General features: G+C 73.0%; 13 protein-coding genes. 5 read left to right on the forward strand and 8 right to left on the reverse strand.

Features of this window, described 5'->3' with window-relative positions:
• Positions 1–71 precede the first annotated feature (71 nt).
• Both ABCS02_RS19665 and ABCS02_RS19670 read right to left on the reverse strand, forming a co-directional pair.
• Entirely contained in the window at positions 72–3,008 is a 2,937-nt protein-coding gene (locus tag ABCS02_RS19665; RefSeq protein WP_345837385.1) for a UPF0182 family protein, read from the reverse strand.
• 66 nt (positions 3,009–3,074) lie between these two features.
• On the reverse strand, positions 3,075–4,193 hold the full coding sequence (locus ABCS02_RS19670) for a S16 family serine protease (RefSeq protein WP_345837386.1): 1,119 nt from the start codon (positions 4,191–4,193) through the stop codon (positions 3,075–3,077).
• A gap of 142 nt (positions 4,194–4,335) precedes the next feature.
• On the opposite strand from ABCS02_RS19670, the gene ABCS02_RS19675 reads away from it, so the two are divergent.
• Positions 4,336–5,721 carry a zinc-dependent metalloprotease gene (locus tag ABCS02_RS19675; RefSeq protein WP_345837387.1) on the forward strand — a complete coding sequence of 462 codons (1,386 nt, stop codon included), beginning with the start codon at positions 4,336–4,338 and terminating at the stop codon, positions 5,719–5,721.
• Between the two features lie 928 nt (positions 5,722–6,649).
• Here the strand turns inward: ABCS02_RS19675 and ABCS02_RS19680 are convergent.
• Positions 6,650–8,419, reverse strand: coding sequence for an ATP-dependent helicase (locus ABCS02_RS19680; RefSeq protein ID WP_345837388.1), 1,770 nt, complete (start codon positions 8,417–8,419; stop codon positions 6,650–6,652).
• Positions 8,416–9,333, reverse strand: coding sequence for an NAD(+) diphosphatase (nudC, locus tag ABCS02_RS19685; protein ID WP_345837389.1), 918 nt, complete (start codon positions 9,331–9,333; stop codon positions 8,416–8,418). The genes ABCS02_RS19680 and nudC overlap by 4 nt, the downstream gene beginning before the upstream one ends.
• A 63-nt stretch (positions 9,334–9,396) precedes the next feature.
• Between nudC and ABCS02_RS19690 the strand changes: the two genes are divergently transcribed.
• Positions 9,397–10,569: a phosphotransferase gene (locus ABCS02_RS19690; RefSeq protein WP_345837390.1), complete on the forward strand. Its 1,173-nt coding sequence runs from the start codon at positions 9,397–9,399 to the stop codon at positions 10,567–10,569.
• Between the two features lie 291 nt (positions 10,570–10,860).
• Here ABCS02_RS19690 and ABCS02_RS19695 read toward each other — a convergent pair whose 3' ends face one another.
• Both ABCS02_RS19695 and ABCS02_RS19700 read right to left on the reverse strand, forming a co-directional pair.
• Positions 10,861–13,968 (reverse strand): ATP-dependent DNA helicase, encoded by a 3,108-nt coding sequence (locus tag ABCS02_RS19695; RefSeq protein WP_345837391.1) that lies wholly within the window; start codon positions 13,966–13,968, stop codon positions 10,861–10,863.
• Complete coding sequence (locus ABCS02_RS19700) at positions 13,965–17,066, reverse strand: PD-(D/E)XK nuclease family protein (RefSeq protein WP_345837392.1); 3,102 nt, start codon at positions 17,064–17,066, stop codon at positions 13,965–13,967. The genes ABCS02_RS19695 and ABCS02_RS19700 overlap by 4 nt, the downstream gene beginning before the upstream one ends.
• A gap of 322 nt (positions 17,067–17,388) precedes the next feature.
• On the opposite strand from ABCS02_RS19700, the gene ABCS02_RS19705 reads away from it, so the two are divergent.
• Together ABCS02_RS19705 and ABCS02_RS19710 are read left to right on the forward strand one after the other, a co-directional pair.
• Positions 17,389–17,613, forward strand: coding sequence for a DUF3107 domain-containing protein (locus tag ABCS02_RS19705; protein ID WP_345837393.1), 225 nt, complete (start codon positions 17,389–17,391; stop codon positions 17,611–17,613).
• 7 nt (positions 17,614–17,620) lie between these two features.
• Positions 17,621–17,911 (forward strand): hypothetical protein, encoded by a 291-nt coding sequence (locus tag ABCS02_RS19710; protein WP_345837394.1) that lies wholly within the window; start codon positions 17,621–17,623, stop codon positions 17,909–17,911.
• A 9-nt stretch (positions 17,912–17,920) separates the two neighbouring features.
• Here ABCS02_RS19710 and ABCS02_RS19715 read toward each other — a convergent pair whose 3' ends face one another.
• Complete coding sequence (locus ABCS02_RS19715) at positions 17,921–18,637, reverse strand: ferritin-like fold-containing protein (protein ID WP_345837395.1); 717 nt, start codon at positions 18,635–18,637, stop codon at positions 17,921–17,923.
• Between the two features lie 188 nt (positions 18,638–18,825).
• On the opposite strand from ABCS02_RS19715, the gene ABCS02_RS19720 reads away from it, so the two are divergent.
• Positions 18,826–20,304 (forward strand): DEAD/DEAH box helicase, encoded by a 1,479-nt coding sequence (locus ABCS02_RS19720; protein WP_345837396.1) that lies wholly within the window; start codon positions 18,826–18,828, stop codon positions 20,302–20,304.
• Here ABCS02_RS19720 and ABCS02_RS19725 read toward each other — a convergent pair.
• Positions 20,301–21,173, reverse strand: a complete 873-nt coding sequence (locus ABCS02_RS19725) for a DUF817 domain-containing protein (protein ID WP_345837397.1) — start codon at positions 21,171–21,173, stop codon at positions 20,301–20,303. The two genes, ABCS02_RS19720 and ABCS02_RS19725, sit on opposite strands and share 4 nt — an antisense overlap.
• Positions 21,174–21,207: the final 34 nt, after the last annotated feature.

Consider the following 21,207-nt stretch of genomic DNA (forward strand, 5'->3'; position numbering starts at 1 on the left):
AACACCGCGCCCAGCGGTGTCACGGGCGGACACGCCGCTTCGTCCGGCGTCGCATTCGCGGCGTGAGCGGATCAGCCGCCCAGGGCGATCAGAGTGTTGACGGCGTCCCTCAGCCGCTGGTCCGCCGCGCCGTAGGCGGCCCAGTCGCCGGCCTTCATCGCGGCATCGCGGTCCATCATCGCCTGCTGCGCCTGTTGCAGCGCAGCCTGATACTGGGGCGAGGCCGTGCCCGATCCGGATCCCGCGCTCTGGCTCGGCGCGGGCGACGGGGTCGCGCTCACGGATGGGCTCGGGGTCGGCGTCGCGCCGCCCTGGTCCGGCGCCACCTGCTGATCGCCCGCGTTCGCGCCCGAGTTGCCGCCGAACAACTTGTTGAGCGCGTCGTTGAGCGTGCTCTCGAACGCGACGTTCTTGCCGAATGCGACCAGCACACGCTGGAGCTGCGGAAGCTGCGTGCCACTGGAGGCCTGCACGTAGACCGGCTGCACGTACAGCAGCCCCCCGCCCACCGGCACGGTCAGGAGGTTGCCGTTGAGCACCTGGGACTGGCCCTGTTTGAGCAGGTTGATCTGCGACGAGATGGCCGGATCGGAGTTGAAGGTGTTCTGAACCTGACCGGGGCCCGGCACCGTGGTATCCGCCGTGATCACCAGCAACCGCAGTTTGCCGTAGTCGTCTCTTCGTACGCCGGCGGTGGCGCCGGCATCCGAGTCGACCGCGAGATACCCCATGAGCACGTTCCGCGTCTCGGTGGTGCCGGTCGCCTGCGGGATGAAGCTCGTGAACATCGAGTAGGTCGGATCGGTCTGACCCGGCATCTGCATCGTCAGGTAGTACGGCGGCTGCTGGACCGAGGAGTTCTGCGGGTCCGGCGGCGTCTGCCACGCGTTGTCGCGCTGGTAGAACGACTGCGCGTCGTCGACGTGATAGACCCCGAGCATCGACCGCTGCACCTTGAACAGGTCGGTCGGGTACCGGACGTGGCTCATGAGCTGAGCCGACATGTCGGTGTACGGCTTCACTGTGGCGGGGTAGATCTTCTCCCACGCCTGCAGCACCGGGTCCTTGTCGTCCCACGCGTAGAGCGTGACCTTGCCGTCGTACGCGTCCACGGTGGCCTTCACCGAGTTGCGGATGTAGTTGATGTTGTTCACGGCGAGGCGCGGATCCGTGTTGTTCGCATCCGTGATCGCCTGGGACATGCTCTCCGAGGACGAATACGGGTAGTCGTTGCTCGTCGTGTATCCGTCGACGACCCACACGATGCGTCCGTCCACGACGGTCGGATAGGCGTCGCTGTCGAGCGTCAGGTACGGCGCCGCCTTCTGCACGCGGGTCTTCGGGTCACGGTCGTAGAGGATCTGCGAGTCCGGGTTGACGTAGTCGGAGAAGAGGATCTGCTCGGACTGGAACTTCAGCGCATACAGCAGCCGGTTGAACCAGTTACCGATGTTCGGACCGCCGTTGCCGGTGAACGTCGTCTTCGTCTCGGTCGCGCCGTTCGTGCCCGCCGGGTAGTCGAGCTCGACCGGCGCCGTGCCCGCCGGCGCGCCGACGATCGAGTACGGCGGGGAGTGCTCGCCGAAGTACACGCGCGGCTCGAAGTCGTTGGTGGACAGGAAGCCGGTGGCGGGGATGCCACTTTCGAGGAAGACGGGATCGCCGTCGGCGGTGCGCTCGTTGCCCTTCGCGACGACGAGGCCGTAACCGTGCGTGTAGACGAGGGTCGAGTTCTGCCACGAGGACGAGCCCGCACTGCCGAGCGCGTTGAGGTTCAGGTCGCGCACCGACACGACGGCGTCCTGGGTCTGGCCGTTGATGTCGTAGCGGTCGACGTCGAGCGGATCCTGGAACTGGTAGTACGAGCGGTACTGCTGCAGCTGGCTGACCGTGGGCGGGATGATCGCCGGATCCATGATGCGGATCGACGCCGTCGTCTCGGCATCCGATCGCAGCTGTCCGGCCTGCGCGTTGGTCGCCGCGTCGTAGGAGATCTTGTCGAGCCCGTCGATGCCGTACGCGACCTTCGTCGCGTCGATGTTGCGCTGGTAGTACTGGCCCTGCAGCGCGAGCTGGTTGGGCGTCACCTGCACGGTCGTGACGAACCAGGGGTACACGAGACCCACCACGAGCGAGGTCACGACGAGGAGGCCGGTCGCGATCAGCGGGTAGCGCCAGCGGCCGATGACGGCCGTGACGAAAAAGAGGATCGCGACGAGGACTGCGGCGATCGAGAGGATCGTGAGCCCGGGAATCACGGCGTGCACCTGCGTGTAGCCGGCGCCCGTGATGCGATCGTTCGAGGTGGTCAGGGTCTTGAACCGGTCGAGCCAGAGGCTCACCGCCTGAAGCAACAGGTAGAAGCCCGCCAGCACCGCGAGCTGGATGCGCGCGGCCTTGGAGATCCGCAGCTCCCGCTGACCGACGCGGACCGAGCCGTAGAGATAGCTCACGACCACCGTCATGAGGAGGCAGATGAGCACAACGGCCGAGGCGAAGCCGAGCACCGCCGAGTAGAACGGCAGCGCGAACATGTAGAAGCCGGTGTCGAGCCCGAACTCCGGGTCGATCGTGCTCGTCTGAACGCCGTTGAGCCACAGCGCGGTCTGCTCCCACTGCGAGGCCGCCGCGAAGCCGGCGAAGAAGCCGAAGAAGATCGGGATGCCCCACGTCGCGAGGCGCCGCAGCGGCTCGACGACCTCCTGATAGCGGTCGAGCTGCGAGCTGAGGCGGACGTACACCGGGCGCAGGCGGTACGCGAGGTAGATCGTCAGCCACACCGGGATCGCCATCCCCGCGAAGCCGATGACGAACATCACGACCTGCGCCACCCACTGCGTGCCGAGCACCGAGGCGTACCCGAGCTGGTCGTACCAGAGCCAGTCCGTGTAGAGGTTCGCGAAGACGAAGAAGCCGACGACGAGGGCGGCGAGGACGACGAGCGAGATGGCGATCACACGCCGGGAACGACGGGGGGCGGTCGGCGTCGGCGTTGAGCTCGAAGTCACTTAGTCATCCTAGGCATCCGTACTGTGGAGTGGCCGTGACTCTGCGCCCCCGCGGAGGCCGCGTGTCTAGCAGGTCGGCAGGGCGTCGAGGTTCCCGCCGGTGCGGATCGCGTCGAGCGCCGTGAGCGAGTCGGCGAGCGTCGAGACGGAGAAGACGCGCAGGCCGCTCGGCACGTGTCCGGTGACCTCGTTGCAGTTGGACGCGGGTGCGAGGAAATACTCCGCACCGGCTCCCTTCGCGCCGTAGAGCTTCTGCCGGATGCCGCCGATCGGGCCCACCGTGCCATCGGCCGTGATCGTCCCGGTGCCGGCGATCCGGTGGCCGCCGGTGAGCTCCCCCGGCGTCAGCGTGTCGATGATGCCGAGCGCGAACATCATGCCGGCCGAGGGTCCGCCGACATTGTCGAGCTGGATCGTCACGTCGATCGGGAACTTGTAGTCGATCCCGAGCGTGATCCCGACGAGCCACGTCGTCGTCCCGTCGGGCTGCGTCGCCGCGGTGGGGGTGATCGTGACGTGCTGGGTCTGCCCGCCGCGGGTGATCGTGAGGTCGAGCGGCGCTCCCTGACCCGCGGCAATCGCGGCCCGGAGCTGGTCCGCGGTCGAGACGGGGGTTCCGTTCGCGGCGAGGATGTCGTCGCCGGCCTGCAGGATGCCGGCCGCGGCCCCCGTCGAGCTGACGCTCTGCACCGCGAGCGACTGGGGGATCTGGTAGCCGAGCTGGCTGAGGGCGGCGGCCTTCGCCTCCTCCTGCGAGTCGACCATCATGGCCGTGCTCTCCTGCTGCCGCTGCTCGCTGCTCTGGCCCGCGGGGAAGATCGCGTCGATCGGGACGATCGCGCGCGACGGATCGAGCCACGCGCCCGCGAGCTCGAACCACGACGGCGTGCGCTCGCGGTTGCCCACCACCTGCACGGTGAGCAGGTCGAGCGAGCCCGTCGTCGGATACGTGGGCGCGCCATTCACCTCGATGAGCGGCACCTGGTCGCCGGCGTTGTTCGTCACGGTGCCGAGGGTGTCGTAGACCGGCCCCGGCTGCTCGATGACGTACGCCGTGGGGAGGAACGACATCACCAGCAGCGAGACGAGCGCGATCGTTAGCGACCACAGCCCGATCCGCGTGCGGCGGGACACCGGGGGACGCGGCGCAGGCACCACGGCGACATCCTCATCGAACAGCGTCACGTGCGCCCCTTCTCGCATCCCGTCCTCGCTGTCCATCCGTTCGCGGCCGGCGTACGAAGACGGGAAGGATGCCGGGCACTGCGCGCGATTCGTGCGACTAGCGTAGGACGAGAGGTCGATCCACGGCTGAAAGGCGGCTGATGTGGCAGACGACGAGCGCAGCCCCGACGAGGAATTCCAGGAACTCCTCCGGCAGATCCTGGGCGGTTCCGGCGGCGAGATCGATCCCGAGCGACTCGCCCAGCTGTCGGGCATGAACCTCGACCCGCAGACGATGCAGATGCTCATGCGGCAGCTGCAGAACGCCTTCCAGAACTCCGACGGCGGCATCCCCTGGGACACCGCGCGCACGCAGGCGCTGCACCTCGCCAACCAGAGCGACCTCGGCATCACCGCCGGCGACCGGCACGACCTCGACGAGGCCTTCGCGCTCGCGACGCTGTGGCTCGGCGAGGCGACGACGATCTCTGAGCTCTCCTCCCCGCCGCGCGCGATCACGCGCGGCACATGGGTCGAGGAGACCCTGCCGGTGTGGCAGGAGCTCGCCGAGCCGGTGGCGACGAGCATCGCGGACGCGCTGACCAACGCCCTCCGCGAGCAGATGCCGGAGGACATGGACGATCTGCTCCAGGGCGCCGGGCGCCTCATGCGGACCGTGGGCGGCACGCTCTTCGCGACACAGCTCGGGCACGTGGTCGGGCGCCTCTCGACCGAGGTCGTCTCCGGCGGCGACGTCGGCATCCCGGTCATGCCGTCCGGTGTCGCGGCGATCGTGCCGCAGAACTTCGCGGACTTCGGCCGCGACCTGGAGATCGCGGAGGACCAGCTCGCGCTCTACGTCGCGACGCGCGAACTCGCGCACGCCCGTCTCTTCCGTCACGCGAAGTGGCTGCGGCTGCACGTCATCTCGCAGGTGACCGAGTTCGCCCGCGGCATCCGCGTCGACACCGACGCGCTGGAGGACCTCGCCGCGCGCTTCGACCCCTCCGAGCCCGAGGAGCTGCGGCACGCGCTGGAGAGCGGCGCGCTCCTCCCCTCGCGCTCGGACACGCAGACCGCCGCCCTCGAGCGCCTGGAGAACCTGCTCGCCACGATCGAGGGCTGGGTCGAGGTCGTGACCGACGACGCCACGTCGCGTCTGCCGAGCGCGCACCGCATCGCCGAGGTCGTGCGTCGGCGGCGCGCCGTGGGCGGTCCGGGCGAGAAGGCGCTCGGCTCGCTCGTCGGCCTCGAGCTGCGCCCGCGGCGCATGCGCGAGGCGGCCGCGATGTGGCGCGCCGTGACGGACGCGGTCGGGGTCGAGGCCCGTGACGCGCTCTGGGACTACGCCGACCTCATGCCGACCGCGGAGGACATCGACGACCCGGCGAGCCTCGTCGCCCGGCTCGAGGCCCGCGCCCGCGGCGAGGAGCCCGCGCGCGACGAGGTCGACGACGCCCTGGCGCGCCTCCTCGCCGAGGCCGAGGACGACCGCCCGGACGGCCCCGCCCCGGACGGCCCCGCCCCGGACGGCCCGACCCGCGCCTGACCCCGCGACCCGCGCCTGACCCCGCGGCCCGCTTCGCTCACCGGTCCGCTCACCTGTCGCGTGTGACCTCTCGCGCCGTCGATCCCGACAGGTGAGCCGGGGGCCATCTCGCTCACCTGTCGCGTGTGACGGCCCGCGCGGTCTAAGGCGACGGGTGAGCGGAGCGACGGGTGAGCGGAGCGGCGGGGGTGGGAGCCTTCCCTCCCCGGGGCGTCGGGGACGGGCCGCGAGAGCGCGGGGCTGTGGATAGAGCTCGACGGATCCCGGGTGGCCCGCAGAATCGGGGACATGCTGCGCTTCGATCCCGAGCATCCGCCCGTCTGGCGCGACACCGTAACGCTGCAGCTCGGCGCGGACGCCGTCGCTCTCGTCCGCGACCCCGAGCCGTGGCAGCAGCGCCTGCTCGCGGCGCTCGTCGCCGGTCTCCCGGAGGACACGCTGGAGATCCACGGGCGGGCCGTCGGCGCGCCGCCCGGCGAGACGACGCGGTTCGTGTCGGCCCTCGCCGCCGCGCTCGCCCCGCCGCCCGCACCGCGCGTGCCCGTGCACGTCGACGTCGCCCCGGGCATCACCGCCGGCGATGCGGACGGGTTCCTCGCCGGGCTCACGGCGGCCGGGGTCGTCACGGTCGACGAGGCCGACGCGGAGGTCGTGATCCTCGTCGCGCACGACATCGTCCATCCGCACCGCGCGGCGCCGCTCATGCGCGTCGACCACGCGCATCTGCCGGTCGTGTTCACCGGCAGTGCGGCGCGGGTCGGCCCCTACGTCGTCCCGGGCCGGACGCCGTGCCTCGCGTGTCTGGAAGCGCACCGGCGAGATGCCGATCCGGCGTGGCCGATGGTCGCGGCCCAGCTCATCGGTCGGGAGCTGCCGCCGATGGAGCGCGCCCTCGCGATCGAGGCCGGGATCACGGCGGGGCGGCTCGTCACCGCCGGGCCGCCGGCGGCGGCGTCCTCGACGTCCGTAAAGCTGCGGCGCGGGTCGCTCCGGCGGGAGCGTGCGGTGCACGTCGCTCATCCAGCGTGCCTGTGCCGATCTCTCGCAGGAAACGCGACGGCTGACGCGGCTGCGACGCGAATCCTTCCGACCACGACAGCGCAAGCGTTCGCGCGGCCCGCGTGATGCCGACGTACGCGAGGCGGCGCTCCTCGTCGACCTCCTCGAATGTGCGCGCGTACGCGATCGGCAGGAGGCCTTCCGCCATCCCCGCGAGGAAGACGTGGTCCCACTCCAGACCCTTCGCGGCGTGGAGCGTTGACAGGGTGACCGTGCGGAGCGCCGGGTCGTGCTGATCGCGCGCGCGGGCCTCCATCATCCGCTTGAACTCCGGCACCGTCGTGCCCGCCGGGGCCTCGTCGGCCAGCCGGAGGAAGGCGGCCTGCGCCTCCCACGCATCCCGCAGGGCGCCGCCCGCCGCCGGCGGGTCGTCGGCGAAGCCGGCGGACCGGAGCACGTCGCGGACCGCGTCGTGCAGGTCGCGCTGCTGGTGAGCCTTGGACTCGCCGCCGAGCAGCAGCAGTGCCTTCCGTACCTCGGGCAGGTCGAAGAACCGGCGCCCGCCCAGGACGGTCGCGGCGATGCCGGCCTCCGCGAGCGCCGTCAGCAACTCGGCCGACTGAGCGTGCGCGCGGTACAGCACCGCGATGTCGCGGGGATTGACGCCGGTGCCGACGAGCCGGGCGATCTGCCGCGCGATCCCCCGAGCCTCCTCCGCGTCGTTCGGATACGCGGTCACCGACGGGCGCACGTCCGCCGCGGGAGCGACCGTTGCCGCGATGAGCTCGACGGCGCCCGGGCGCCCCCGCATCAGGGCATTCGCCACCGCGAGCACGGGGGGCTCCGAGCGGTAGTTCGCCTCGAGGCGCACGGTAACGGCATCCGGATGGCGCGACTCGAACTCGAGGAGGTGCCGGGCCTCGGCGCCGGCGAAGGAGTAGATCGTCTGGCTCGCGTCGCCCACGACGCACAGGTCGCGCCGGTCGCCGAGCCACAGCTCGAGGAGGCGCACCTGCACAGGCGACGCGTCCTGGAACTCGTCGACGGTGAAGTGACGGTACTGCTCGTGCACGGCATGGGCCACCCGCGGCTCGGACTCGATCATCCCGGCGCAGGCGAGCAGCACGTCCTCGAAGTCGAGCTGACGACGTGTGTCCTTGAGTCGCTCGTAGGCCTCGTGCAGGTCGACGACCGTCGCGACGCCGAGCCGGCCCACGCCGTTCGGGCGTTCGCGCGCGTAGTCCGCGACGCTGCGCATCGTGACCTTCCGCCACTCGATCCCCGACGCGACGTCGCGCAGGGTCGCCGTGTCGAGGTCGAGCCGGAGGCCCTCGGCCGCGTGGGCCAGCATCCGCACCTTGTTGTCGACGATCGCCGGGGCGGTGTCGCCGGCGAGCTGGGGCCAGAAGAAGTTCAGCTGCGCGAGGGCGGCGGCGTGGAACGTCCGGGCGGCGACGCCGCCGATCCCCAGGGCCCGCAGACGCCCGCGGAGCTGGCCGGCCGCCTTCGCGGTGAAGGTGACCGCCATGACCCGGCCGGGCGAATACGCCCCGGTGTCGACGCCGTGCGCGATGCGGTGCGTGATGACGCGGGTCTTGCCCGTGCCGGCCCCCGCGAGCACGCGCAGGGGGCCGCGCAGGGTCGTGGCGGCCTCGAGCTGCCGTTCGTCGAGGCCCGCGAGCGCGCCGTCGTCGTTCATGCGGCGGTGTCGCCGGCTCCCGTGAGCCAGCCCTCGATGAGCCCGCGCGCGATCGACGACGTGCCGGGGAGGGTCACGTCGCTCTCGCCCGCAAGCGCCGTGCGGATCTCGTCCCGCGTGAACCAGCGCACCTGCAGGATCTCCTCGCCGTCCGCGCGCGCCGCGTCGTCGTCACGCGCCTGCGCGTGGAAGCCGAGCATGAGCGAGCGCGGGTATGGCCAGGGCTGCGACCCCGCGTAGCGGATCGACTCCAGCTCGACGCCGGATTCCTCGCGGACCTCCCGCGCGACCGTGGCCTCGAGCGACTCCCCCGCCTCGCCGAAGCCGGCGAAGCACGAGTAGCGGTCCTGGCCCCACAGCGCGTTGGAGCCGAGCAGGAGGCGGTCGCCGTCACCGGCGCTCGCGACGGCGACGATGACCGCCGGATCCGTGCGCGGGAAGTGCTGACGCCCGCAGTTCGGGCAGCGCCGCGACCAGCCGGCGCTCTCCGTCACGGTGCGTGTGCCGCACGCGGGGCAGAAGGGCGAGTCCGCGAGCCAGCGCCCGAGGCTCACCGCTTCGACGAACAGGCCGGCGTCGCGCGGGTCGAGCTCGCCGCCGACGACGCGGAGCATCCCCCAATCCGAGGAGGCGAGGCCGGCCGGACGTTCCGCGTCCGCGTCGAACACCGCGGCGAGCACCGCCGCGCCGTCGTCGTCGCGGCCGAGGAAGGCCCACTCGTGCGCATCCGGAACATCCGCCGGCCCGACGAGGCGCAGACCCCCGGTCCGCTGGAGCGGAGCCTCGTCGCCCCGCACGACCAGGACGCGGGTCGTGAGGTCGCGACGAGCATCGTCGATGAGGCCCGGGATCAGGCGTTCGTCCGCCGCACGATCCATGCCCGCTCGCGCGAGTGGAAGGTCGTGCGCCGTCATCGATACCTCTCGGAAGGGCGTGGCGCGCCGCTGCGTCCCGCAGCCGGAATTACCCTGGGGCACATGGCACGCTCCGCTCTCACTCTAGCCGCGTCCATCGCCGCGGCCCTCCCTCGGGCGGGGGTCGTCCGGGTGAGCGCCCTGACCGAGGGGCTCGCCGGACGCTTCGACACCGCCGCCGCCGATCTCGACGACGGACGCCGCGTCGTCATCCGTTTTCCCGAGGATGCTGCGGCCTCCCGCGAGCTCGCGGAGGAGTCGCGCGCCCTCCGCGCGCTGACCCCGGGCGTCCGCGCTCTCGTGCCGTTCCGCATCCCCGAGGAGCAGGGCTCCATCGACCTCGACGACGCGCGGCTCGTGGTGATGGACTTCCTCCCCGGCTACCGCATCGACGCGACCCACTTGCCGGCTGGCGAGGGCGCCGCGACGTCCCTCGGGCGTGCGCTTGCGGCGCTGCACGCGCTGCCGACGGCGGTCGTGCGCGCGGAGGGTCTCCCCGCTCGCACGCCCGAGCAGGTGAGATCCGAGGCGCGTGCCGTGATCGATCGCGCCGCCGCGACCGGCCGCGTTCCCGAAGCGTTGGAGCGCCGCTGGCGCCGCGCCCTCGAGACGGAGCCCCTCTGGCGCTTCGAGAGCACGGTCGTGCTCGGCGCCGCCGAGGCGGGCTCGTTCCTCTTCGAGGACCTCACGGGGGTCCCGACCGTGACCGGCGTCCTCGGATGGCACGGCCTGTCCGTCGGTGATCCCGCCCGCGACCTGCAGTGGCTCGCGGCCGCGCCCCTCGCGGCCGAGTCCGTGTACGAGGCGTACGCGGCAGCATCCGTCCGCGCTCCGGACGCGCTCCTGCGCGAGCGGGCGCGTCTGTATGCCGAGCTCGAGTTCGCCTCCTGGCTCGTGCACGGCGCGGACACGGGTCGCGCCGACGTCGTGGAGGACGCGGTCGCCCTGCTGACCTCGCTCGCCGACGGCATCGGGACGGACGACGTCGCACCCGCGGCGGCGCCCGACCTCGATCACGCGATCGCACTGCTGGACCGCGTGCCCGACGCGCCCGCCGCGGCCGTCGACACGTCGATGCAGACCGACGCGTACGACCCGGAGATGCTCTCCGCGTACCTCGCCGCCGAGCGCGCCGGCCACGACGCCGGCCCCGAGGAGCAGGACGAGGCCGACGCGGAAGCTCTCCGGGCGACGGAGGCGGCCCTCCGCCGCTGGACCGGTACGAACGACGCCTGACCCCCGGCCGCCCGAAGCCTCTCCCCTCGCCCGCCGCACGCCGCCCCGAGTCCGTCCCGCTGCCTAGCCCGCCCGAGCCCGCCGGCCCGAGCCCGCCCGCCCGAGCCCGCCCGCCCCGCGAGCCACCCACCGCTGCCGGTCGAGATCAGGTGATCTCGCGGAATCAGCACGAGAACCCGCCCAAACATCCTGAATAAGCCAGATCACCTGATCTCGGCGGGGTGGGACGGGGCTGCCGCGCCGGGCGCGGGGCGCGAGCGCCGGGCGCGAGGGGGGCGAGACCGCGGCGAGCTATGCGCGGATGACGAGGTCGTGCGCGACGTAGAAGAGGGCGACGTCGATCTCGTCGAGGGGGATGCCGTGCTTGAGGTGGTAGGCCTGCCGGTAGAGCCCGAGCTGCAGCATCCGCTCGGCACGCTCGGCCTCCGAGGCCGGCGGTGAGCCGGTCTTCCAGTCCACGATCTCGATCCGGTCACCCCGGTCGGCACGGCGGTAGACGGCGTCGAGCTTGCACACGACGATGCGACGGATGCCGTCGTCACCGGTGACCGGCATGTCGATCTGCGTCTCCACCTCGAGCGGCCGCAGCGCGCCCCACTCGGAGCGCTCGAACGCGGTGCGGAGGCCGGCTGCGACCTCGTCCTCCGGGATCCCCTCGGCGTCCGCCTCGGCCCAGGTCTCGTCGCGATCCCACAGGCCGTCGTCGAGCGCCCTGACCGTCCCGGCGAGGCCGGAGCGCCGCTCGACCCACTCGTGGAAGCTCGTGCCGATGCGGGTGCGGCGGTGCGGGCGCTCGGGCAGGACGACCGAATCCGCCTCGACAGCGGTGAGCTCCCGATACCGGGACGCGGCCACGCGGAGGCGCGGCGACGGGGTCCGCCCGGCGAGCTGCGCCGCCCGTTCGGCGAGCAGGAGCTCGAGGTCCTCCTCGGGCTGGGCACGAGGCTCGGCCAGCGCCGCGGAGGCGCGCTCTGCCGCGCGCTCGACCCGGACGCGGCGCTCGCCGAGGGGATCCAAGGGCCAGCTCATCGTGCGGCGGACGCCGGCGTACGGGTTCTCCCCCGGCTCCTGCGCCGGCAGCGCGATGCCGAGCGCTTCCGCGATCTCGCGCAGGAACGCGCTGCGCTCGCGCGGCCTCTTCGTCCCCGACCACGGCGCGCCGGAGAGGCAGAGATGGTCGCGCGCGCGGGTGACCGCGACGTACGCGAGCCGGCGGTCCTCGTCGCGCTGCCGGTCCTTGTTCGCGGCCACGAAGTCGTCGAACGCGGCCTTGAGCTCCTGTTGCGAGGCCGCGCCCTCCCACGCCAGGTCCGGGAGCCAGGCCGCGTCCCCGCGGAACGCGTACGGCAGCACGCCGAACCCGAGCCAGCCGCGGGTGTCGCGCGGCGCCGTGGGCAGCTCGTCCTCGACGAGGCGGACGACCGCGACGGCATCCCACTCCAGCCCCTTCGACCCGTGGATCGTGAGGAGCTGCACCACATCGTCCTCCGCCGGCTCGGTGCGCGGCGCGAGCTCGTCGAGCCGTTCCGCGTGGTCGAGCCACGCGAGGAGACTCGGGAGGGTGCCGGCCTCGTCGGTCGCGAGGAACGCGTGCACCTCGTCGACGAACGCGCGCAGCTGCGCGACCGCGACCCGCGCGGGGCCCCGCGTCTCGTTCGCGGCGAGCTCCACGTCGAGGCGCAGTTCGAGCTCGATCACGCGGACGAGCTCCGGGATCGGCAGCGCCGCGGCGCGCCGGAGGCCCGCGAACACGCCGGCCGCCTCCCGCAGCCGGGTCCGCGCCGCCGGGGTCAGCGCCCGCAGCCAGCCGTGCTCGTCGGGCAGGCGCAGCATCGCGTCGAGCGCGTCCACGAGCGAGGCCTGCTCGATGCGCTCCCCCTCGGGTGCGGCGTCCTCCTCGATGCGACGCGCGAGGTCGGCGAGCGCCCGCAGATCCGGCAGCCCGATCCCCCAGCGCGGACCGCCGAGGAGCCGGATGAGCGCGGACCCCGCGTGCGGATCGCTCACGACCCGCAGCGCGCAGACGACATCCGCGACCTCCGGGGTGGACAGCAGGCCGCCGAGCCCGAGGATGCGGTGCGGGATGCCGCGGCGGCCGAGCGCCTCCCCGTACCGCACCATGTGCTTCTTGCTGCGGAACAGGATCGCGCCGGTCGTCGGGCGATCCGCGCGGGCGCGCGCGGCGCGGACCCCGTCGAACCACGCCGCGACGCGGTCGGCCTCCGCGTCGACGTCGACCTCCTCGACGATCGCGACCTCGCCGGCGGGGGCGTCGGGCCGCGGGCGCAGCGCATCGACCGGCACCGCGGCCGGCAGGGCGGCCACGACCCCGGCCGCCGCCTCCAGGACGCGGCGGCTGTTGCGCCAGCTCGCCGAGAGGGCGAACCGGCGGGCGTCGCCGGCGGGCGCGAACGCGCGGGCGAACCCGCCGAGGTTGCCGGCGCTCGCGCCGCGCCAGCCGTAGATCGCCTGATGCGGGTCGCCGACCGCCATGACCGCGGCATCCGCGAAGAGGGTCGAGAGAAGCTCGGTCTGGAGGACCGAGGTGTCCTGGTACTCGTCGAGCAGGACGACGCGGTACCGCCCGCGCAGCTCGGCCGCGACATCCGGATGCCGCGTCACGAGCTCCAGGGCGCCGGCGACCTGATCGGAGAAGTCGAGGACACCCGCCCGGCGCTTGCGGTCCCGGTACTCCTCCGCGAGCCGCGCGAGGAGCGGGAGCGCGCCGGTGTCGGCCACGGCCTTCACGACGTCCGCATACACGGTCGTGCGCTTGTTCTCGCTCGGCAGTTCGGCGACCCGCGCGAACTCGTCCGCGAACCGGCCGAGCCGGTCGAGGTCGACGCGGTGGTCCGCCGCGTCCTGCGCGATGCGCAGGGCCGCGTCGACGATCGTGCGGACCGCCTCGGGGCGCTCCTCGAGCCGCGGGTCGTCGGAGCCCAGCACGACCCGCCGCATGAGCAGCCACGCGGCGGAGTCGGACAGCACCGCAGCATCCGGATCCCGCGCGATGCGCACGGCGTGCTCGCGCACGATCTGGTCGGCGAAGCTGTTGTAGGTCGCGACCGTGGCGCGCTCGAGCAGATCGTTCCCGTCGGCCGCATCGGCGGCGAGACCGAGCCGGTCGAGCACCGCGAGGCGGCGGCCGATCCGCTCCGTCAGCTCGCCCGCGGCCTTGCGGGTGAAGGTGAGCCCGAGCACCTCCTCGCGACGGACGAGGCCGTTCGCGACGAGCCAGACGACGCGCCCCGCCATCGTTTCGGTCTTGCCACTGCCCGCGCCCGCGACCACGAGCGCCGGCTCCAGCGGCGCCTCGATGACCGCGGTCTGCTCCGCGGTCGGCGGGAACTGGCCGAGCGCCTCGGCGATCTCCGACGCGCTGAGACGGATGCCGCTCACGAGGCGCTCACCGACCCGATCGTGTGGATGCGGCACAGACCGTAGGAGTGGTCGTCGCGGCAGTGCTCCTCGTAGGGCGCGAGGAACCCGGCCGAGCGCATGAGGTCGGCCGCCCCCCGAACGCGGGCGAGGAATGCGCCGCGGGTGGCGTCGTCGAACGGCGGCTGATGCGGCGTCTTGTAGTCGGCCGTCTTCGCCGTCGGCCGCAGCACGAGCAGTCGCGCGCCCGCGAGCGGCAGCCCGGCCGCCTCCTCGATCGCCCCCGCCTCGTGCGCCAGCTGGTACGCCGCGAGCTGCGGGTGGTCGGCGACCTTCTCGTCGGTCTGCGGCTCGCGCTTCCCGGTCTTGAGGTCGACGATCACCACCTCGCCCTCGGCGGTCAGCTCGACCCGGTCGATGTACCCGCTGAGGATCGTGCGCGCCGCAGCGTCCGCCGCATCCGCAGCGTCCTCAGGGATCGGGATATCGAACCGCGGCTCGGCGCGGACGAGCCGGCCGCCGGCCTCCTCGAAGCGCCGGACGTACAGCGCGAGCCGCCGAACCATGTCGCGCGCGCGGACCCGCTCGGCGCGGTCGCGCCATGCCGCATCGAACTCGAGCTCACCCCACCGCGCCTCGACCGCGGCCCACAGGGCCTCCTCATCGGCGCCCGCGGTCGTCTCCAGCGCCGAGTGAAGGATCGTGCCGAGCCCGGCGCCGGTGGTCGCACTGTCGCCGCCGAGCTCCCCGATCGCCCAGTTGAGCGGGCACTCCTCGATCGCGTGCAACCGCGAGGGCGAGACCCGGACGACCGCCTCGTCGCCCCGCAGCGCGCCCGCCGACGTCGGCGGCAGGATGCCATACCACTCCGCGGGCACAGCCCCCGGGATGCCGGCGTCCGCGAGGAGCGCGAGCTGGCGGGCCGCATGCTCCTGCCGCGCGGGCCCGGTGCCGCGCTCGGTGAGCGCGCGCCGGTGCTGCGCCACGAGTCCGCGCAACGACAGCGGCATCGTCGCGCGCTGCTCCCGCCGCACCGGCTCGGGAAGGAAGGAGAAGAGGATGCTGGGGCCGGTGTCGTCGTCGTCGACCGCCGTCACGACGAGGCGAGCGGTCGCACGCGAGCACGCCCGGGCGAACAGCCGCAGCTCGTCGTGCAGCATCGACCGACGGCGGTCGCGCGGCTCGTGGCCGGGATCGGCGAGCCGCCACGTCTCGAGGAGGCTGCCGCGCGGGCGGGTGTTCGGCCATCTCCCGTCCTGGACCCCTGCGATCACGACCGTGTCGAACGTGCGCCCCACGGTCGCGGCGGGGGTGAGCACCGCGACGCGGCCGTCGTCGCGCTCCTCGTCGAGGCGGTCCTCGCCGATCTCCGCGTCGCGCACCGCCCGGACGAACGGCAGCGGCTCGGTCGGGCTCTGCTCCGAGAAGCGCTTCGCCGCCTGCATGAGCGAGGCCACCGCCGCGAGGTCGCGACGCGCCTGCTGCGCGATCGGCCCGCGGCCCCGGGCCGCCTCGGCCCACCGGCGCTCGTTCCCGCTGCGCTCCCACGGGAGCCAGACGAGCTCGTGCGCCGTGGCCCCCGCGGCGAGCGCGTCGCGCAGCAGTCCCACCGTCTCGGCCACGCGCGCCGCACGGTCGCCCTCGCGGGTGCCGAGCAGGCTCCACTCGAGCGGGTACCGCATCCCCGACACGAGCAGCGCGGCCGCCGGGCGATCCCCGTCCGCCGCGCGCTCCGCGAACCGCGCGGCCGTCCGCAGGCGGCGGAGCTCCGCGGGGTCGAGCCCCGCCCCGAGCAGCGCTGCCGTGACCTCCTCGGGGGTCCATTCCGCCGGCTCCTCCACCGCGAGGAGCACGAGCCGGAGCAGGTCGCGCACCGCTCGCTCCGCGCCGAGCGGTGTGCGCGCGCCGGCGGCCCGGGCCGGAACCTCGCGCGCCGAGAGCTCCGCCTCGAGCGCGCGCACCTGCCGGGAGTCGTGCGCGATCACCGCGCACGCCCGCCAGGGCACGCCGTCGTGGACGTGGCGCTCACGCAGCATCCGGGCGATCGCGTCGTACTCCTCGGCCTGCGATCGCGCGACGACCGCACCCACCGAGCCGTCGGGCTCCGCGCCCGATGGCGGCACGCGGTGCTCGATCACGCCGACCGCGCCGATCGCGCCGGCGATCGAGCGGATGAGGTCGTGCTGCACCGGCGTGCCGCGCCGCGGTTCGCGCAGCACCGCGAGGACGCCCCAACTGCCGGCCATACGCGCGAAGTGCTCGGGGCGGGCGCCGCGGAAGGCACCGGAGCCGAGGTCGGGGTCGCCGAACGCGACCACGCCGATTCCCCGGGCTCGCAGCGCGTCGAGGAGCTCCACCGCGCCGGCCGTGAGCTCCTGCGCGTCGTCGACGAGCACCGCGCGCAGGTCCCCGGCCGCGCCGAGCCGGCCCGCTCCGCCCGCGGCCACGATCGCGGCCGCCTCGCGCTCGAGCGCGGCGGCGTCGCGGTGCGCGCCGCGCATCCGCTCCCGCACGCCGTGGTACTCGGCCGCGAACGATGCCATCGCCTCCCATACCGGCGTCTGCGCCGGCCCGGACCGGGCGAGCGCGCGCAGCCGTCGCGGCCCGATGCCGAGCGACGCGCACTCGGCGAGGAACGCCCGCACCTCGCCGCGGAACCCGGGCGTGGCCCGGATGGACGCGTCGATCCACGCCGGCCAGCGGGTCGGCATCCCGGCCGCCTCGTCCTCCGCGTCCCCGTCGAGGAGGTCCTGCACGATGCGGTCCTCGTCGCCGGCGGTGAGCAGGCGCGGGGGCTCGGCGCCGTCGTACGCGGCGGCGGTCCGCACGATCTGGAACGCGAGCGACGCGACCGACCGCGCCAGCGGCCCGGCCGTCGCGCGGTCGACCGCGAACGCGAGCTCGTCGCGCAGGGCCGTCGCGGTCTGTCGCGTCGGGGTCAGCACCACGAGCTCGTCGATCCCGACCCCGGCCTCGACCAGCGCCCGCACACGGGCGATCAGCGCGGCGGTCTTCCCCGTCCCCGCCGCGCCCACCACGACCCCGGACGCTTCGACCGGCGCCGCGACCGCGCGCCCGACGGCATCCGCATCCTCCACGCCTCCCCCTTCCCGGAGCATCCCTCTCACGCTAATCCGGCCCTCCGACACCCGCCCTCTCGCGCGCCGTCCGCACGCCTCTCGCGCCCGGGCTCGCGCAACGAGCGGAGGGGATGTGACGAGCGGAGGACCAACCCGCACCATCCGCCCCTCCCTCCGCCACATCCCCTCCCCTCGCGACGCGCTCCTCCCGTGCGACACCCCGCTCCCGCCCGCCCCCGCCCACGCAACCCGCGACCCCGCGCCCGTTCGCCCAGAGCGTGCGCGACCGCCGTCGGGCACCCGAACCCGTGTCGTAGAGTCGAGGGGGCGCCGGCGACCGGCGCGGGGAGAGAGGCACACCGTGGAGATCCGCATCGGCATCACGAACACCGGCCGCGAGCTCAACTTCGAGACGCACGACAGTGCCGACGACGTCCGGGCGTCCGTGACGACGGCCCTCGAGTCGGGTGCAGCGCACATCCTCTTCTCCGACAACAAGGGCAACTCCTACATCGTCCCGACCGCGGGCCTCGCGTACGTCGAGCTCGGGACCGAGGAGTCGCGCCGGGTCGGCTTCGTCGCCTGACGCCGCCATGGACATCGTTCTCGCGATCGTCTTCGGTGCCGCGGTGGGCCTCATCGCCCACTTCGCGCTGCCGCATCGCGCGACGCGCGGCGCCGCGATCGCGCCGATCCTCGGGGCCGTCGTGTCCGCCGCGGCGTGGATGGGGATGACCTGGGCGGGAGCGGTGACGTCCGACCCGTGGATCTGGTTCGCCGCGATCCTCGTCCCCGCCATCGTCACGTTCCCCGTCGTCGCGATCATGGCGCGTGTCCGCCGGGTCCGCGACGCGCACGCGCGCGACCGGCTCGGCATCTCCTGAGCCGCGGGCTCAGGCCTCGAGACCGAGCGACTCCATCCGCTGCGCGTGCGCGGCGAGCAGGTGCGTGAACACGGGCTCGACCCGCTTCTGGTCGGCGGCCTCCAGCCGCGTCGGGCGGAGCGCCGCGCTCGCGACGAGCAGCGTATCCGCGACGATGCGCCGTCCCCACATCGCGAGGAGCGACGCCCACTCCGCGTCGCTCCGGATGATGTCCGCGAGCACCTGAGCGATCGCCTCGCGGTCGTCGTCGGCGCTGAGGATCCGTCCGACACGACGCCCCGTCTCGCCGTAGCTCGCCGCGAGCGACAGGTAGAAGTCGTCGAGCATCCCGGCGATGAGCCGCACCGAGAGCATGGTCTCCGGCGGCCGCACCCCGTGCGTCGCGGTGCGGAACGCGTCGAGGGGTTCGCGGAACGGGAGCATGAGCGCGGTCGGATCGTCGCCACGGTCGCGGATGAGCGCCACGAGCTCCTGGTGCTTGCGCAGGGCCGCACCCGCCGCGCGGGCGAGCGCCTCCTTACGGTCGAGCTCGGGCGTCTGCGCGATCAGCTCGCTGAGCGTCTCGAAGAAGCCGAGCTGCAGGTAGGCCGCCTGCCCGAGGAACGTGTCGACGTCGGGCGCGAGTTCGGCGAAGTCCACCCGCACCGCGTCACCGTGGTCGCCGCGCGAGCGGAGCGTCAGGATGCGTCCGACCGGGCGACGCGAACGGCGGAACCATTCGAGCACAGCACCACCCTAGGGGGCCCCGGCGCGGCCGCCCGCCAGGCCGCGACCGGTGCGTCCGGGAGGCTGCCGTATCCTGGAGCAGACCCCGGCACCGGATCGGGGCGACCGCGCCTGCGGCTCAGTGAGGGCGTGGATCCGTATCGCGGCGCACTCGCCGCCCACAACCCCCACAGAAAATCAGGCATATCGTGACGACCTTCGCCGACCTCGGCGTGGACGCCGACATCGTTACCGCGCTCTCCACGCGCGGGATCGAGGACGCGTTCCCCATCCAGGAGCAGACCATCCCCCTCGGCCTCTCGGGCCAGGACATCATCGGCCAGGCCAAGACCGGCACCGGCAAGACCTTCGGCTTCGGCATCCCCGTCGTCCAGCGCCTCGGCCTCGACCCCGAGCACGGGGTGAAAGCGCTCATCGTGGTGCCGACGCGCGAGCTCGCCGTCCAGGTCTACGAGGACATGGACATGCTGACCGAAGGTCGCTCCACGAGCGTCGTCGCGATCTACGGCGGCAAGGCGTACGAGGGGCAGATCGAGCAGCTCCAGGCCGGGGCCCAGATCGTCGTCGGTACGCCCGGTCGCCTCATCGACCTGTCGAACCAGCGCCTCCTGAACCTTTCGAACGCGACCGAGGTCGTGCTCGACGAGGCGGACAAGATGCTCGACCTGGGCTTCCTCCCCGACATCGAGAAGATCTTCTCGAAGGTCCCCGCGGTCCGGCATACGCAGCTGTTCAGCGCGACGATGCCCGGCCCGATCATCGCGCTCGCCCGCCGGTTCATGTCGAACCCGATCCACATGCGCGCGACCGACCCCGACGAGGGTCTCACGCAGGCGAACATCCGCCACCTCGTCTACCGCGCGCACTCGCTCGACAAGGACGAGGTCATCGCGCGGATCCTCCAGGCCGAGGGCCGCGGCAAGACCGTCATCTTCACGCGCACGAAACGCGCCGCCCAGAAGCTCACGGACGAGCTCAGCGACCGCGGCTTCAACACCGCGGCGGTCCACGGCGACATGAGCCAGGAGGCGCGCGAGCGCTCGATGGCCGCCTTCAAGGCCGGCAAGAAGGAAGTGCTGATCGCGACGGACGTCGCCGCGCGCGGCATCGACGTCGACGACGTGACGCACGTCATCAACCACACGATCCCGGATGACGAGAAGACGTACCTGCACCGCGCCGGCCGCACCGGCCGCGCCGGGCGCACCGGCATCGCGGTGACGTTCGTCGACTGGGAGGACCTGCACAAGTGGGCCCTCATCGACCGCGCGCTCGAGTTCGGCCAGCCTGAGCCAGTCGAGACGTACTCGTCCAGCCCGCACCTGTACACGGACCTCGACATCCCCGCCGGCACGAAGGGCCGCATCCGCACCGCCCCGGTCGCGGAGCGCGAGCCCCGTCCCGCGTCCGCATCGGCGTCCGCCGAGGGCGAGAGCGGACCGCGCCGGCGCCGCCGGCGCGGCGGGAGCGGATCGGGCGCCGCGGCCGAAGGCGCCCCGAGCGTCGAGGCCGGCGATGTCACGGTCGCCACGGAGCGCACCCAGGGCGGCGGCACGCACGACGGCGGCGGGACCGAGCACCGCGACGGAACCGCAGCTCCCGCCCGCCGGCGTCGCCGGCGGCGTCGCCCGTCCTCGGGCGCGGCAGGCGCGACCGGGGTCGCCTAGCTCCGCCGTCGGCGCATCCCCGCGCTCGGCGGGCGGGGTGGGTAGACGAACGTCACGAGCACGACCGAGACGATCATCAGCAGGAACCACGACACGAGCTTCGTGATCGCGACCGGCTCCCATCCCCCGATCTGATCGGGATACGTCCACGCGCCGGCCCACGTGCCGATGTTCTCGGCGAGATAGATGAACACCGCAACGCCGGCGAAGGCGGCGAGGACCGGCATCCGGACCACTCGCCGCCAGGAGCGGGCGTACATCGTCGTCGGCGCCCAGAGCACCAGCACCGCGACGACGAGGATCCAGCGCAGGTCCCACCAGAAGTGGTGGAAGAAGAAGTTCGCGTAGATCAGCACCGCGACCACGATCGTGAGCCATCGGCGTGGGTACCGCGTGAACGACAGGTCGAACAGCCGGTACACACGCACCATGTAAGAGCCGACTGCGGCGTACATGAACCCGCTGAACAACGGCACCCCGGCGATGCGGAGGACGCCCTCGCCGTCGTATGCCCACGAGCCGACGTCGGTCTTGAACAGCTCCATCGCGGTCCCCGTCACGTGGAAGAGGATCACGACCCACAGCTCGCGACCGGACTCCAGGCGTCCGGCGAGCATCGCGATCTGGATGAGGACCGCTGCGATCGTCAGCGCATCGTTGCGGGCCAGCACAGCGTCGCCGGGATACCAGAGCCGCGCGGCGACGATCACCGCGAGCAGCAGCGCACCGAACACGCAGGCCCAGGCCTGCTTCGCGACGAAGACGCCCGCCTCGACGAGGAATCCGCGGACGCCCGTGGTCGGCGCGCGGGCGAGCCGACGGGAGGCGAAGAGGTCGATCCGCCGTTCGAGAGACGTCCGTTGCCGCACGGGACGAGCCAACGGGACTCAACCTGAGTGTTTG

The sequence above is a fragment of the Microbacterium sp. X-17 genome, assembly GCF_039615055.1.